Genomic DNA, 15,488 nt, shown 5'->3' on the forward strand with positions numbered 1-15,488 from the left:
GTTAATTTTGGTGTTCATGCAACAAAAATAAAAAGTATGATAAAGTGGGGTATAGTAGGGGCAGGTAACATTGCACATAGTTTTTCTAAAGACCTAGCCTTGGTAAATGGTGCTAAATTGGTTTCCGTTGCTTCAAGAAGTTTAGAGAAAGCACAAGATTTTGCAGGTGAATATGGTGCGCCAAATGCATATGGCAGTTATGAAGAGTTGTTTAATAGTAATACCGTAGATGTTATTTATTTAGCTACACCACACACTTCTCATGCAGATTTAAGTATTGCTGCAATGAAAGCTGGTAATGCTGTACTTTGTGAAAAGCCAATGGGTGTCAATAAAAGCGAAGTAGAGCAAATGGTTGCTGTAGCCAAAGAGAATAATGTTTTTCTGATGGAAGCATTATGGACACGTTTTAACCCAACTATTAAAAAGGTAAAAGAATTAGTGGATAACGGTACCATTGGAGATATTGGTTATTTACACGCTGATTTTGCTTTTTATGCTTTAGATAGAGATGAAAACGGTAGGTTGTTGAATCCTGATCTTGCTGGTGGTTCGCTGTTAGATATCGGAATCTATCCTATATTTCTGGCTTACTTAATGTTAGGGAAGCCAAAGGATATAAAAGCCTCAGCAAATTTTTATAAAACGGGGGTTGAGGTACAGTGCAGTATGATTTTTAATTATGATAATGCTCAGGCTATTCTGTATAGCGGACTCAATTCTAATTCCGAAAAGAAAGCTGAAATTGCTGGTAGCGAAGGATCTATATTTATACATCCAAGATGGCATGAAACTACAGGGTATACTATAGAAAAAGATGGCGAATCAACTTCTAATGAGGTTGGTAAAAGGGGTAAAGGTTATGTGCATGAGATTGAAGAAGTACAAGATTGTTTAGCTTCTGGGAAGAAGCAGAGTGATCTTTGGAGTCATCAAAATAGTTTAGATTTAATAGAGATTATGGATTCTGTTCGTAAATTAACAGGTATTGTGTTTCCTTTTGAATAATAGCAGGGTTAATAGTGGACAAATATCTTAAATTTTACGATATTTGAAGTTCGCTAAAATTTTAATTGACTAGAAAATGAATAAGAATACTGTGCTCTCTTGGGCTACGTTTATAATGATCTTTGTAGGTCTGGCGCTTATTGCTTTAGGTGCTTTTCGCTATGATGATGTTGCCGGTTGGGGTTTTGCATCTGTAGGTATTGGCTTTTTTGCTATTGCTTGGGTGTTTAACGCACTTAAAGGTAGAGTATAATATATTTTATTGCCACCAGTGAATTCTTCTGGTATGCTTTAATATTTCACTTAACACTATAATTTTATGTCAGACGATAAGAAGGTAATCTTCTCCATGTCAGGAGTTACGAAAACCTATAAAAATGCGAATACCCCAGTTTTAAAGAATATATACTTAAGTTTTTTCTATGGTGCCAAAATTGGAATCTTAGGTTTAAACGGTTCTGGTAAATCTACTTTGTTGAAAATCATTGCGGGTGTTGATAAAAACTTTCAAGGTGATGTTGTTTTTTCTCCAGGTTATAATGTTGGTTACCTAGAACAGGAACCTGAATTAGATGAAAACAAAACAGTTTTAGAAATTGTAAAGGAAGGTGTAGCGGAGACTGTTGCTATTCTTGATGAGTACAATAAAATAAACGACATGTTTGGTCTTCCAGAGGTTTATGAGAACCCTGATAAAATGCAGAAGTTGATGGATCAACAAGCTCTTTTGCAAGATAAAATTGATGCTGCAAATGCTTGGGAATTAGATACCAAGTTAGAAATTGCGATGGATGCACTTCGTACGCCAGATCCTGACAAGAAAATTTCAGTATTGTCTGGTGGTGAAAGAAGAAGGGTTGCATTGTGTAGACTGTTGCTTCAAGAACCAGAAATTTTATTATTAGATGAACCTACTAACCACTTAGATGCAGAATCTGTACATTGGTTAGAACATCATTTAGCACAATATAAAGGAACGGTAATTGCCGTAACACACGATAGATACTTCTTAGATAATGTTGCCGGTTGGATTCTTGAATTGGACAGGGGAGAAGGTATTCCTTGGAAAGGAAATTATTCTTCTTGGCTAGACCAGAAATCTAAACGTATGGCCCAAGAGAGTAAAACGGCTTCTAAAAGACAGAAAACTTTAGAGCGAGAGCTTGAATGGGTACGTCAGGGTGCAAAAGGAAGACAGACCAAGCAGAAAGCACGTCTTAAGAATTACGATAAGTTAATGAGTCAAGATCAAAAGCAACTTGATGAAAAGCTGGAGATTTATATTCCTAACGGACCTCGTTTGGGTATCAATGTAATTGAAGCAAAAGGAGTTAGTAAGGCTTTTGATGATAAATTGCTTTACGAAGACTTGAACTTTAAATTGCCACAAGCAGGTATAGTTGGTATTATAGGACCAAACGGTGCTGGTAAGACAACTATTTTTAGAATGATCATGGGTGAAGAAACTCCTGATAAAGGAGAGTTTGAAACTGGTGAAACAGCTAAAATTGCTTACGTAGATCAAAGTCACTCTAATATCGATCCTGAAAAAACCATTTGGCAGAATTTCAGTGATGAACAAGAAATGGTGATGATGGGCGGTAAGCAGGTAAACTCTCGTGCTTATTTAAGTAGATTCAATTTTACAGGTAGTGAGCAAAATAAAAAAGTAAACATGCTGTCTGGTGGTGAGCGTAACCGTTTACATTTGGCCATGACATTGAAAGAAGAAGGAAACGTTCTATTATTAGATGAACCTACCAATGACTTGGATGTAAATACTTTAAGAGCCTTGGAAGAAGGTTTAGAGAATTTTGCAGGATGTGCCGTAGTTATTTCGCATGATAGATGGTTCTTGGATCGTATTTGTACACACATTTTAGCTTTTGAAGGTGATTCTCAAGTTTATTTCTTTGAAGGTTCTTTCTCTGATTATGAGGAGAATAAGAAGAAACGATTGGGCGGAGACTTAATGCCGAAACGAATTAAGTATAAGAAGTTAATTAGATAAGAAATTTAATTATATAATAAAAGCCCGCAATTGCGGGCTTTTTTATTTTCAGCTAACAGCTAACAGCTAACAGCTAACAGCTAACAGCTAACAGCTAACAGCTAACAGCTAACAGCTAACAGCTAACAGCTAACAGCTAACATTAATATTCATCATTAGGATACCAATCTAATTGTATTACTTCAATGTCTTGATTACCAGCATCTACCAGTTGTTTAAATTTAGCGACATCACTTACATCTGGTTTACCTCTATAGTGATATGGGTATACTTGCTTTGGTTTAAAATCTAAAACAGCAGAGGCAGCGCTTTCAACTGTCATTGTGTAAGGTAGGTTCATACAAACAAAAGCTTTGTCAATATTTTTTAAAGAACGCATTTCTGGAATATCTTCGGTATCACCAGAAAAATAAATGCGTTGATCATCAATGTTTAAGACATATCCGTTACCTCGACCTTTCTCATGAAATTTAAGGGCTTCATTTCTTAAATTATACATTGGTATGGCTTCAATGGTAATATCGCTCAATTCTTTACTTGTGCCATTTTCCATAATCTCTAATTGTTTGGAATATTTTTCTGGTAACTCTTCTGCAACAGCCTGTGGTACTACAAATGTGGCATTAGAGGTGTCTAGAGCATCTAGGGTTTCAACATTTAAATGGTCGCCATGAATATCTGTTATTAAAATTAAGCTAGGTGTCTTTTGCCCTTCAAAAGCTGCTTTTCCGCCGGTTGGGTCTATGTATATTACAACATCATTCCATTCAATAACTGCCGTCGCATGTTCAATTGGTTTAATTACAACACCATCTGTCTTGCGTTGGTTCTTCATACTTGTCGCTGACATATTTTCCTCAGTTTCTGTTGAAGTATTCATATCACTGTCAGATTTCTTTTCCTCTTTACAAGAAAAAGATAGTGCACCTATGAATAGTAAAACAAGTAATTCTTTTATTTTCATTATAGTATGTTTAAAGTGTTAGTTCCATTTTAATATCTGATCTAAGATACTCTAAATTATCCTCTAGTGGAACATTAATAAATCCGTATTTCTTATATATATGCAGTGCGGTGTCAAGTTTAGTGCTCGAATATAATTCAAGGGTATCCCAATTTTTGTTTTTTGCAAAATCAATGGCGTACATTAATAATTTTTGACCGATTTGTAAACCGTGATGAGATTTGTTGACTGCCATTTTTCCTAATTCAAAACGCATATCGGTTTTTTTGATTAAAGCAAAGCACCCTACGGGTTCATTCTTCCATAATCCCATAAAAATATAGCCTCCTTTATCAATAATAGAATATTGGCTAGTTTCTAACAGCTCTCGATCTTTATCTTCAACTATAAAGTATTTGGTAATCCAAGCTATATTAAGATCTTTAAAGTTCTGAGTATATTTAGTCTCAAAAGGTACGATAGTAAGCATGAGTTATATTTGATATATTAGTGACTCCTAAATTATATCATATTATATAGTATTTACTATGATCAATTATTTATTTTAACACCAAGAAATCTAAAATTTGAATTACCACGTATATAAACTGAACAAACAGACACTTTATTAAATTTAAAATTATGACTGAAACAAAAAACAACAATGGTTTAAAAGTTTTGACCGCTCTTTTAGGTGTTGTGCTTTTAGGAACTATCATTTATACAGTAAGTCTTTACCAAGATAAAAAGAAGACTGAAGTTGTTCTTTCTAAGGAGAAAGAATTGGTAGTTGAAGATTTAAATAGCTTAAAATCTGAATATGATAAAGCTATTTTGGAAAGCAATGCAACTAACGAAGAGTTGGTAAGTGCAAGAGATAATATTGCAAAATATATTGACTCTGTAAAAACGATGAAAGCTGACATTGGATCTTTATCAAGATACAGAAGACAAGTTGGTGTTCTTAAAGCTGAAAGAGAGCAGTTATTGAAACAAGTTGATTCTTTAACTCGTTCTAACTCTATGATCGCTATGCAACGTGATAGTACTTATGTTGAATTAGAAAAGCAAACTGTTTTTAATGATTCATTAGTAGTACAAAATACAAACTTAGCTCAGGTAGTTGAAAAAGGTTCTGCTTTAAACTTATCTAAGTTTAATGTTGATGCTGTAAAAGAGCGTAACAGTGGTAAATTAGTTTCTACACAACGTGCTAAGGCAACTGACAAGTTTAAAATTTGTTTTACTGTTGCTGACAACGTAATTGCACAAGCTGGTGATAGAGAATTTTTCTTAGAAGTTTTAGATCCTCAAGGAAATGTACTTGGTGGTAGTAATTCTATGACAAATGATAATGGAGCTTCTATTACTTACAGTAAGCAAACTGGTTTCTACTATGAGAACAAGTCTTTAGATGTATGTGATTATATTAGTAAGCCTTCTGGAGATTTCAAAGATGGTAACTACATGGTTAACGTTTATGATGATCAATTAAAATTATTGGGTACTTCTAAATTCATGTTGAAGTAAGATTACCTTATTACATATAAAAAAAATGGCGACCAATTGGTCGCCATTTTTCATTTCTATTATTTTGGCTTTAGTCTTTTAAACTACCTACCATATTTTCCGGTTTAACCCATTCATCATAATCTTCAGCAGTAACATAGCCTAGATTAACAGCTTCTACTTTTAAGGTTGTACCATTTTTATGAGCAGTGTTTGCAATTTCAGCAGCCTTGTAATACCCTATTTTGGTATTCAACGCGGTAACCAGCATTAATGAGTTATTCAATAATTGTTTAATAACTTCATGATTTGGTTCTATACCAGCAGCGCAATGTTCCTCAAAACTTACACAAGCATCTCCAATTAATTGAGCCGATTGTAAAATGTTAGCGGCCATCATCGGCTTGAATACGTTCAGCTCGTAGTGTCCTTGAGTACCCCCAACGCTTATAGCAACATCGTTACCCATTACTTGAGCACATACCATGGTAAGAGCTTCACATTGTGTAGGGTTAACTTTTCCTGGCATAATTGAACTACCTGGTTCGTTTGCAGGGATAATGATTTCGCCAATACCAGAACGTGGACCAGAAGCCATCATTCTTATGTCATTTGCAATCTTGTTCAAAGAAACTGCCAATTGTTTTAATGCACCGTGACTTTCAACAATTGCATCATGGGCAGCTAATGCTTCAAATTTATTTTCTGCTGTAATAAAGGGTAACCCTGTAAATTCAGCAATATATTTAGCAACCAATACATCATAGCCTTCTGGTGTATTTAAACCTGTACCAACTGCTGTACCACCAAGAGCCAATTCACTTAAATGTGCCAGTGTATTGTTAAGTGCTTTTAATCCGTGATCTAGTTGCGATACATAGCCAGAAAATTCTTGACCTAAGGTTAGGGGAGTAGCGTCCATTAAATGGGTACGACCTATCTTAACAACATTTTTAAATTCTGCAACTTTTCTATTAAGTGTGTCTCTTAGTTGAGTAACACCTGGTATAGTAACTTCTACTATTTTTTTATAGGCAGCAATGTGCATTCCAGTAGGAAATGTGTCGTTTGATGATTGTGATTTGTTTACATCATCATTTGGTTGTATGGTCTTTTCACCTTCGCCAATTACTTTACCAGCTATTTCATGGGCTCTATTAGCAACAACTTCATTAACGTTCATGTTACTTTGTGTACCAGAACCTGTTTGCCAAATTACCAATGGAAATTGATCATCAAGTTTGCCTTCTAAGATTTCATCACAAACTTGTGCAATTAAATCTCTTTTCTCTTCAGCCAACACACCAAGCTCGCAATTTGCATAAGCTGCAGATTTTTTTAAATAAGCAAAGCCGTAGACGATATCTAAAGGCATTGATGCAGAAGGACCAATTTTAAAATTATTACGCGAACGTTCTGTTTGTGCTCCCCAGTATTTGTCTTTAGGTACTTCAACATTACCCATGGTATCTTTTTCGATTCTGAACTCCATAATCTTATAATTTATATGAATCTTAAGTTAACTTATTAATATTGCCTCAAAAATAAGGTTTACATTTATTTTTATTGTGACAACTTTGTTGTGAAAAGTAAAATTAATTTTGCAGAACGTTTGCAAAAAATAATTCGTTTATGGTATCTTTGTAATATATAAGTAAAAGGATATGTTTGATTTTGACCAATATTTAGGATTTTTAGCGTTTTTAACCATTTTAACCATCGGTTTTTGGTTAATGATGTTTTTGTTATTATTTGTTGTCCCTTACTGGTTAGGTGGTAACATTATAGAATTATTGAAAGAAAGACGCGACAAGAAAAAAGCTGCACGAGAAGTATAGAAAAAGATAAGTATAAAAAAAGAAGCCAATTGGCTTCTTTTTTTATGTCTTGTTTTAATTATTTCTATCCTTCAATTTCTTCGCCACCTTCATCTCCGCCATTTCCTCTAGAACCTTTATTACGTTCTTTTGGTTGGTTGAAACGATATACAAAGCCCATGGTTATTTGTCGTCTTCTCCATTGAAACTCACTATCTGAAGTAAAAAATTCTGTTTCTGTATAAGAGCTTCTTTTTCTAGAGTTCAATAAGTCACTTACGTTTAACGACAGTGTTCCATTGTCTTTCATTATATCTTTACTGAAAGCTAAGTTTAAAGAGAATATACCACTATTTTCGGTCTGTGCAGTTGATGACGGACCTCTATAAAAAGCATTCGTTTGCCAATCTATCTTTTCTGGTAAAGATACCTTAGAGCTGAACCTTGCAAACCAGCTGTTATTTGTAGTTCCATAATCTACATCGTTAAATATGCCTTCTGTTGAAAACCTGAAAAAGTTGAAACTGGAATTTAATCGTAACCATTTAGTAGGACTGTACATCATACCAGCTTCTGCACCAATTCTGTTGTTAGTAGAAAGGTTAATAGGAATGGTTCTAATGATTTCAATACCATCAGTAGTAGTTTGACCTGTCTCTTCCTGTACACGCTCAAAAGAGTCTGTTTCTCTTTGGTAGTAGATTGATGAGGTTAGGGTTATTTTATCCCATCTTTTTAAATATCCTAAATCAAAGGCATTGGAAAATGCAGGATTTAAATCTGGATTACCTTGAAAGATGTTTGTTCTACTTGACCTTGACGGAAAAGGATTTATGAACCAACCTCTTGGTCTGTTTATCCTTCTGTTATAACCCAATGAAATATTCTCATTTTCGGCTAATTCATATATAAAATTAACGGTAGGGAATAAACCTAAATAGTTCTTGTCAAAATTGACATCAACATCAACGCCTAATTGTTCTTCAAGTTGACTGGTATCAAACTCAGAATCTAATTGACCTTTTAATTGCGTATTTTCTAATCTAAGTCCAAGTAAAAATGAAAACTTTCCAATTTTGTTTCCGTATTGGGTATATAAAGCATTTACATTTTCATTGTAAGTGAATTTATTGGTCAAGTCTTCATTGATGTTAAATTGACCTGTAGCTTGGTTTAAAGAATCTAATCTATAGTCCGTAACCTCTTCTTCAAATGTGCCTCTGTAACCTATTTCAAATTGGGCATCTCCCATAGGCAATACATAATCTGCTTGAACTAAGTACTCATTTTGTAATTCAGTTTCAAATACATTCTCTAAAACAATTAAGTTCTCATTAGGGATAGTATTGTTTTCCTCAATGATAGATGTTTTTGTCTCTTCTCCCTTAGAGTATTGAAGGTCTACCGTTAATTTCTGACCATCGTCATTTAAATTATTAACGTAGTTAAGTGAAAATTGATAATTATCATCATCTTCATTCTCATCTTCAGTTCTAAAGGTCTCGCTATTTAGAGAATTACTAATAAATCTCTTGTTGGTGTTTTCGGTACCATCTTCACTTTTAGATGTTCTATAAAAAACACTTCCTGTTAAGGAAGACTGTTCGGTGAGGAAATATTCTAAACCTAAGTTGGTGTTGAATCCTTTACGTAATCTACTGTATTCTCTATCTTCAAAAATTCTGTCAAAAGAACCTGAAGAATAAGTGTTATCGAAAAAGGCATTTCCAGGGGCATCTCTGTAGCTGTATCCTGTAGTATTAAATAAGTTGAATTTATCTGTACGCAAATTTGCGTTAACAGAAATGCCACTATTAACAGGATAGCCAATAGTTGTATTTACAGATCCATTAAAACCGAGAGTTTTTTCTTTTTTAAGTATAATGTTCAAAATACCAGCAGTACCTTCAGCATCATAACGTGCAGAAGGACTAGTAATAACTTCAACTTTTTCAATTGCATCTGCTGGTAGTTGCGTAAGGGCATCTGTTGATCCAAACCCTGCAAGTGCTGATGGTTTACCATTTATTAATATTCTAACATTTTCGTTACCACGTAAGCTAATAGCTCCTTCAACATCTACATCAACAGAGGGTACATTGTTTAGCGCATCTGTAATCGTTGCTCCACTATTGGTTAAATCTTTACCAATGTTATAGATTTTCTTATCTAACCTAACTTCTACGGTAGTTTTTTCGCCAACAACTTCTACAGCTTCTAGCTGAGCAACATCTAAAGCAAGTTTTATGGTACCTAAATCTGTAGACTCACTTAGAGTTTGATTAGGTAATTTATATGTTTTGTATGAGATGTATTCAATGGAGATATTGTATTTGCCAGCTTTTGCTTCAACTTCAAAATTTCCATCTATATCAGTAATACCACCTGTAATTTGATCAGGATTGCTTACACTTTGTAGAACTAATGTTGCGTATTCCAAGGGAAGGTTATCATCTTTATCTAAAACCTTTCCGGTAATAACAATTGGACCTCTTTCCCGGTCTCCTCCCGGTCTTTGACTATTTACGTAATTAAATGATAGTGCTAGGAGTAGGAGTAAAGGGAAAAGTTGTTTCATTAAGTCAGTTTTTGGATTTCTTTCGTTTTTCTTTTTTCTTCTTTTTATTCTTCTTCAAAGTTTTTGCAACACCATCTTTTTGAAGTGCTACAAATGCTTCGTACTTTTCTATTGGCAGACCTGCTTTTAATTCAACATCTTGCCTTTTTGTAATATTCTCATAAACTTCAGCCATTTTTTCTGGTGGAAGTTTTAATATTTGAGCTTCTATTCGCTCTTGCACATACTTCTTTAAAACAGAGCTTAATACAGCTTGTTCAAAATCATTTAATGCAAGCGCTTCGGTAATTCTAGGCATTTCGCCATCAACCAGTTCCTCTGCGGTTTTTGGTTTAGGTTCTTCAGCTGGTGTTTGGGCATCTGGAATAGAACTTCTTTGTCTACTGCCGTAACCGTAGCCACCTCTAGATCCATATCCGTTATTCCCATAACCATATTGTGCATAAATTTCAGAACTTCCTAATAGAATTAATAGCAGTACTAAAAACTTTAGACCGCTATATTTTATTACTTTTTTCATATGATTAGATTATAAAGTTATACTATGGTTTAACTGTAAATGGTTAATTCTTTGTTAAGATAATTATAAGGAAATTATAATAAATTCTACTTTAATAAAGAATTTATGTTTGATGCAGGTCTCCCTATCACAGCGCTATTTCCGTTAATTATAATTGGTCTTTCAATTAACTTAGGATAAGTAATCATTGCATCAATTAATTCCTCATCAGTTAACGGTGAATTTTTGAATTTTTCTTTCCAAATTGCTTCAGATTTACGAACTAGATTTATTGGTTTAATGTCAAGACAACTTATTACATTTCTTAACTCATCTTTTGTAGGTATATCTTCTAAATAATTTACTACTTCAAATTTCTTGCCAGAATTTTCAAGTACTTTAAGTCCTTCTCTAGATTTGCTACATCTAGAATTATGATATATTTTAATCATGATATGTTTTTGTTTTACATATAGACATTCCTACTCATGAATATTCATGAGTAGGAATGTCTTGTTTTATTCTTCTTCTTTCTGTCCCATCATCATTAGAAAAGCTTTTAAAAACTGATCAATGTCTCCGTCCATAACGTTATCCACATTACCCGTTTCTTGACCTGTTCTAACATCTTTTACTAATTTGTATGGGTGCATTACATAATTTCTAATCTGTGAGCCCCATTCAATTTTCATTTTAGAAGATTCAATTTCTTGACGGGCTTCCATTTTTTTCCGAAGTTCAATCTCATACAATTGAGACTTTAGCATTTTCATAGCTGTAGCTCTATTGTCATGTTGACTTCTACTGTCTGAACATGAAATTTGAATTCCAGAAGGGTGGTGTGTCAATTGAACTTTCGTTTCTACTTTGTTTACGTTCTGTCCACCAGCGCCACTAGACCTTGCTGTAGTAATGGTAATATCCGCAGGGTTTACATCTACTTCTATACTATCATCTACCAGAGGATATACATATACGGACACAAATGATGTATGACGTTTTGCATTACTATCAAATGGTGAAATACGTACCAGTCTATGCACGCCATTTTCACCTTTTAACCAACCGAAGGCAAACTCACCATCGATTTCTAATGTAACAGTTTTAATACCCGCAACATCACCTTCTTGGTAGTTAAGTTCTTTGATTTTGTACCCATTCTTTTCTGCCCACATCATATACATGCGCATAAGCATGGCTGCCCAGTCACAACTTTCGGTGCCACCTGCACCTGCTGTAATCTGCAGTACAGCGGGTAATTCATCACCTTCCTCTGAAAGCATGTTCTTGAACTCCATTTTTTCAAGAGTACTTACCGCTTTCTCATATTGACTCTCTACTTCGGCTTCGGAAACTTCCCCTTCTTGCTGAAACTCTATAAGAACTTCTAGCTCCGCAACTAAAATTTGGGCAGCATTATAGTCGTCTACCCATTGTTTTTTAGACTGGATAAACTTCATATGAGCTTGAGCTTCTTGAGGATTGTCCCAAAAATCTGGTGCCAAGGTTTTTTCTTGTTCGTTCTCTATTTCTATTAATTTGGCATCAATGTCAAAGATACCTCCTTAACGCACCAAGGCGATCTATAAGACCTTTGTAATGGTCTATATTAATGTTCATACAATTCTATTTTAGGTAAAAATAATACTCTTTTGAATACTTTGAGAAGTTAATTTGGGAATCCCTATTGCTGACTTTGAACCATAACTGTGTGCGTGGTTTTATTTTGTCCTCCAGTATGTATAATACCCTTTAAGGGTGAGCAATCATTATAATCTTTTCCATGGCATACTTTAATATGATTTGTGTTTGCCAAAATATTATTGGTTGGGTCAAAACCTTTCCAGCCAATACCAGGAATATAGCACTCTACCCAAGCATGCATTTGAGAGTCGCCCATATAACCACTGTTTTGATCTAGATAACCAGATACATATCTTGTGGGTATACCGTTTGTTCTTGCCAACGCACAGAATAAATGTGCAAAATCTTGGCAAACCCCTTGTTTATTCAATAGCAAATCTTTTAATAGTGTGCCTACTTTGGTAACGCCGGTTTTAAATTGAATGAATTTATAAATCCAATGATTTAAATTTTCAAGATTTTGAAAAATAGAAACAGTAGTATCGAATTTATAAAGCAGGTCTTGGGTGCTATTTAATTTGGTATATATAGTTTGTTTTAAAAAACGCTCGTGAGTTATCTTAAAGTCGAAATGCCCTAGTTCATTGTATTCAATTGATAAGTCTGAATTTATATTAAAATCATAAGGATCAATTTCTTCCTTCTTGAATTTGAATTTCGCTTCAAAAGAAATTTGCTTGAATTTTTTCTTCGGATGAACTCTTAAGGTCTTAAAGCCAAACCCGTTAATAGAGAATTCAGTATTGGCATAAAGTGAATTGGAAAATTCAATTTGCACCTCATGTTGACTCTCGTTTTCAAAGGGAATTATTAAAAATTGCCAATGTGCATCATGTACCCAATCGTCATAAATATTTTCGGCCTTATACGTTACTTCAAAATCTCTTGGCATAGTCTTCAAAGATACCTTTTTTAACTTGTCTAATAGTTAAAAAACTCCTCATCTACCTTGTCACTAATGTCCACAAGACTTTTAAGAATATTCTCTATAAATGACTTAATATCCTTGTCTATTTCTTCAATGTATTTAAACTCATATTCAGACCTGACTCTGCCAATTAAAAAAGCAGTTGAATCTTTATTATATCGCTTTTCGGGGTTAAGCATCTTTACATGCTGGTTAACCTGATTTAAAGAGTTCATTACAGATCGCGGGCAATTTGGATTAAGAATTAGAAATTCTAAGGTAGAAATGCTTGTTGGGGTTTTTTTATAATATCTACGCATCATATCATAAGACTCTGCACATTTTAATAATGTTGTCCATTCGAAACTCTTACTGAATCTATCATTTTCCTCTCCTTGAGAAAGCAATGCATCATTGAATTTAGCATTGATCATTCTTGTAATTTGAGTGGCGCGCTCAATATTTATGCCCATTGAAATTACAGCATATGTAGCATCATGTAACAATGTTCCGCGTATTTTTCCTCTTAAGATATCTGTCATTTCAGCTACATGGGTGGTGAAATCATGCAATCCGTTCTTAACAAAAACGTCTTTATTGTAATTGATTACGAAATGATAAAACTTGTTGATGGCCTCATAGAGTTCTGTTGAAATTAAATCTCGAGCACTATTGGCATTTTCCCTTGCGAATTTAATATTGTTGATAATTGATGCGCCATAGGTTGGGTCCAACCCAATTTTATAAAGTACGTCTTCTTCTTTTAAAAATTTATCCGCATCTTCTTCTGGATCTCCTACCATAAATAGCATAGACCTTAGAACAAATTGTCGGTCTTGAGATTTAAGATTGGGTGCGTCTAAAGAAGAGAAATAATTTACGTTTAAATATCTTGCTACGTGTTCTGAACGTTCTATATAACGTCCCATCCAAAATAGGTTATTTGCTACTCTTGCTAACATATAATTTCTTTATTTTTTTAGGACCCAAGTATCTTTAGATCCGCCTCCTTGAGATGAGTTTACAATTAAATTTCCCCTTTTTAAGGCTACACGTGTCAATCCACCCTTTAAAACAAATTCTTTATCCTTTCCTAGAACCGTAAATGTTCTTAAATCAACATGTCGTTGTTCAAAAGATTCGGTGTCGTCTATATACGTAGGGTGCACCGATAAGGACATTATGGGTTGTGCAACATATTTTCTTGGACTTTCCTTAATTTCAGCTTTTACTTTTTCTATTTCAGCCTTGGTAAGAATATTTCCTATGGAAATTCCATAACCTCCAGCTTCATCAACTGGTTTAATAACAAGTTCATGAATATGCTCTAGTACGTATTTCAACTCATCTGGTCTACTACAATGGTAGGTATGAACATTATTAAGTATTGGTTCTTCGTCTAAATAATATTTGATAATTTGTGGCATATAGGTATAAACAGCTTTATCATCTGCTACACCTGTACCTGGTGCATTGGCCAAGGTAACATTTCCTTTTTTATATGCGGCGAACAATCCAGGGACTCCAAGAACGGAATCTGGATTAAATTCTAACGGGTCAATAAATTGGTCGTCAACCCTTCTGTAAATAACATCTACTTTTTCTGGTCCTTTTATGGTTTTCATATAAACGAAATCATTCTCTACAAATAGATCACGACCTTCTACAAGTTCTACACCCATAGTTTTGGCTAAATAAGAATGTTCGTAGAAAGCGGAATTGTACATACCTGGTGTAATAACTACAACGGTTGGTATATCTACACCTTTAGGCTTAACAGATTCCAATAGCTCTAATAAGTTTTCGGCATAATTAGTTACTGTATGGGTTTGGTAGTGATTAAATACACCGAAGAGTGCTTTTTTAAGCGCAGTACGATTACAAATAACATAACTTACTCCAGATGGGCACCTTATATTATCTTCAAGAACGTAATACTTGCCGTCTTTGTGTTTTATGACGTCTGTGCCAGAAATATGGTTATAAATGCCACCTGGCGGATTTACACCGTTCATTTGATCTAAGTAATTTGCAGAAGACGTAATTAAATCTATAGGTACAACCTTATCTTTGAGAATTTTCTTGTCATGATAAATATCCCAAAGAAATAAATTAAGTGCTTTACTTCTTTGTATAGATCCTCTTTCTATAATATCCCATTCCTCTTGATCAATTATTCGAGGGAATAAATCGAACGGAAAAATCTTTTCCTGCACATTGTTTTCTCCATACACTTGAAAAGTAATTCCTTGATTGAAAAAAGAAGATTTGGCTTTATTGTTTAATGAAACATAGTCATTGATTGAATGTTCGCCGTAAAGGTTGAATAGCTTTTGATATACCTCCTTTATTTTTCCATTCTTATCATAGATTTCGTCAAATAAATCTGGATTTCTTTGATAAGAAGAAAATATTTGATTTTCAATGTTGGTCATAGATATTCTTTTGTTAAAAGGTACATGATAAAAACCAATAAACAAATGTCATTTTTACAATAATCGGTAGTATTTTTCTTTATTCTATAATAATTCAATAGCTTTTTTAACAAGTATGGTATTTATAATTTAGTTCA

15 protein-coding genes are annotated in these 15,488 nt (G+C 34.0%); 5 read left to right on the forward strand and 10 right to left on the reverse strand.

Annotated elements, in window-relative coordinates; genetic code table 11:
* Nucleotides 1–36: 36 nt before the first annotated feature.
* The 3 genes from P178_RS0112505 to ettA all read left to right on the forward strand — a co-directional run bounded on the left by P178_RS0112505 (nt 37) and on the right by ettA (nt 3,019).
* The gene (locus P178_RS0112505; RefSeq protein WP_036146771.1) at nt 37–1,008 is read left to right on the forward strand and encodes a Gfo/Idh/MocA family protein; all 972 of its coding nucleotides are present in this window, start codon (nt 37–39) and stop codon (nt 1,006–1,008) included.
* Nucleotides 1,009–1,084: 76 nt separating this feature from the next.
* Nucleotides 1,085–1,261 carry a CAL67264 family membrane protein gene (locus P178_RS23445; protein WP_091904100.1) on the forward strand — a complete coding sequence of 59 codons (177 nt, stop codon included), beginning with the start codon at nt 1,085–1,087 and terminating at the stop codon, nt 1,259–1,261.
* 66 nt (nt 1,262–1,327) lie between these two features.
* Nucleotides 1,328–3,019, forward strand: coding sequence for an energy-dependent translational throttle protein EttA (gene ettA / locus P178_RS0112515; protein ID WP_027066538.1), 1,692 nt, complete (start codon nt 1,328–1,330; stop codon nt 3,017–3,019).
* A 142-nt stretch (nt 3,020–3,161) separates the two neighbouring features.
* On the opposite strand, the gene P178_RS0112520 is transcribed toward ettA, so the two are convergent.
* Together P178_RS0112520 and P178_RS0112525 are read right to left on the reverse strand one after the other, a co-directional pair.
* A complete protein-coding gene (locus P178_RS0112520) occupies nt 3,162–3,983 on the reverse strand; it encodes an MBL fold metallo-hydrolase (protein ID WP_027066539.1) in 822 nt (273 codons plus the stop codon).
* 10 nt (nt 3,984–3,993) lie between these two features.
* Nucleotides 3,994–4,452, reverse strand: coding sequence for a GNAT family N-acetyltransferase (locus P178_RS0112525; protein WP_027066540.1), 459 nt, complete (start codon nt 4,450–4,452; stop codon nt 3,994–3,996).
* 152 nt (nt 4,453–4,604) lie between these two features.
* Here P178_RS0112525 and P178_RS0112530 point away from each other — a divergent pair, with 152 nt between their 5' ends.
* On the forward strand, nt 4,605–5,492 hold the full coding sequence (locus tag P178_RS0112530; RefSeq protein WP_027066541.1) for a hypothetical protein: 888 nt from the start codon (nt 4,605–4,607) through the stop codon (nt 5,490–5,492).
* 70 nt (nt 5,493–5,562) lie between these two features.
* On the opposite strand, the gene fumC is transcribed toward P178_RS0112530, so the two are convergent.
* Entirely contained in the window at nt 5,563–6,963 is a 1,401-nt protein-coding gene (gene fumC / locus P178_RS0112535; protein WP_027066542.1) for a class II fumarate hydratase, read from the reverse strand.
* Nucleotides 6,964–7,135: 172 nt separating this feature from the next.
* Here fumC and P178_RS23450 point away from each other — a divergent pair, with 172 nt between their 5' ends.
* Entirely contained in the window at nt 7,136–7,309 is a 174-nt protein-coding gene (locus tag P178_RS23450; protein ID WP_091904107.1) for a hypothetical protein, read from the forward strand.
* Nucleotides 7,310–7,373: 64 nt separating this feature from the next.
* On the opposite strand, the gene P178_RS0112545 is transcribed toward P178_RS23450, so the two are convergent.
* The 7 genes from P178_RS0112545 to P178_RS0112575 all read right to left on the reverse strand — a co-directional run bounded on the left by P178_RS0112545 (nt 7,374) and on the right by P178_RS0112575 (nt 15,351).
* Entirely contained in the window at nt 7,374–9,866 is a 2,493-nt protein-coding gene (locus tag P178_RS0112545; protein ID WP_027066543.1) for a TonB-dependent receptor domain-containing protein, read from the reverse strand.
* Between the two features lie 4 nt (nt 9,867–9,870).
* Entirely contained in the window at nt 9,871–10,386 is a 516-nt protein-coding gene (locus P178_RS0112550) for a hypothetical protein (RefSeq protein WP_051638292.1), read from the reverse strand.
* An 86-nt stretch (nt 10,387–10,472) separates the two neighbouring features.
* Nucleotides 10,473–10,817 (reverse strand): arsenate reductase (glutaredoxin), encoded by a 345-nt coding sequence (gene arsC / locus P178_RS0112555; RefSeq protein ID WP_027066545.1) that lies wholly within the window; start codon nt 10,815–10,817, stop codon nt 10,473–10,475.
* Between the two features lie 66 nt (nt 10,818–10,883).
* A protein-coding gene (gene prfB, locus P178_RS0112560) for a peptide chain release factor 2 (protein ID WP_143099084.1) occupies nt 10,884–11,985 on the reverse strand; the annotation gives its coding sequence in 2 pieces (ribosomal slippage) (nt 10,884–11,918 and nt 11,920–11,985; 1,101 coding nt in all).
* A gap of 64 nt (nt 11,986–12,049) precedes the next feature.
* Entirely contained in the window at nt 12,050–12,901 is an 852-nt protein-coding gene (locus tag P178_RS0112565; RefSeq protein ID WP_027066547.1) for a transglutaminase-like domain-containing protein, read from the reverse strand.
* A 29-nt stretch (nt 12,902–12,930) separates the two neighbouring features.
* Nucleotides 12,931–13,878 carry an alpha-E domain-containing protein gene (locus P178_RS0112570; protein ID WP_027066548.1) on the reverse strand — a complete coding sequence of 316 codons (948 nt, stop codon included), beginning with the start codon at nt 13,876–13,878 and terminating at the stop codon, nt 12,931–12,933.
* Between the two features lie 9 nt (nt 13,879–13,887).
* On the reverse strand, nt 13,888–15,351 hold the full coding sequence (locus tag P178_RS0112575) for a circularly permuted type 2 ATP-grasp protein (protein WP_027066549.1): 1,464 nt from the start codon (nt 15,349–15,351) through the stop codon (nt 13,888–13,890).
* Nucleotides 15,352–15,488 lie beyond the last annotated feature (137 nt).

Origin of the sequence: Maribacter sp. Hel_I_7, from assembly GCF_000688315.1 — a bacterium.
GTDB lineage: Bacteria > Bacteroidota > Bacteroidia > Flavobacteriales > Flavobacteriaceae > Maribacter > Maribacter stanieri.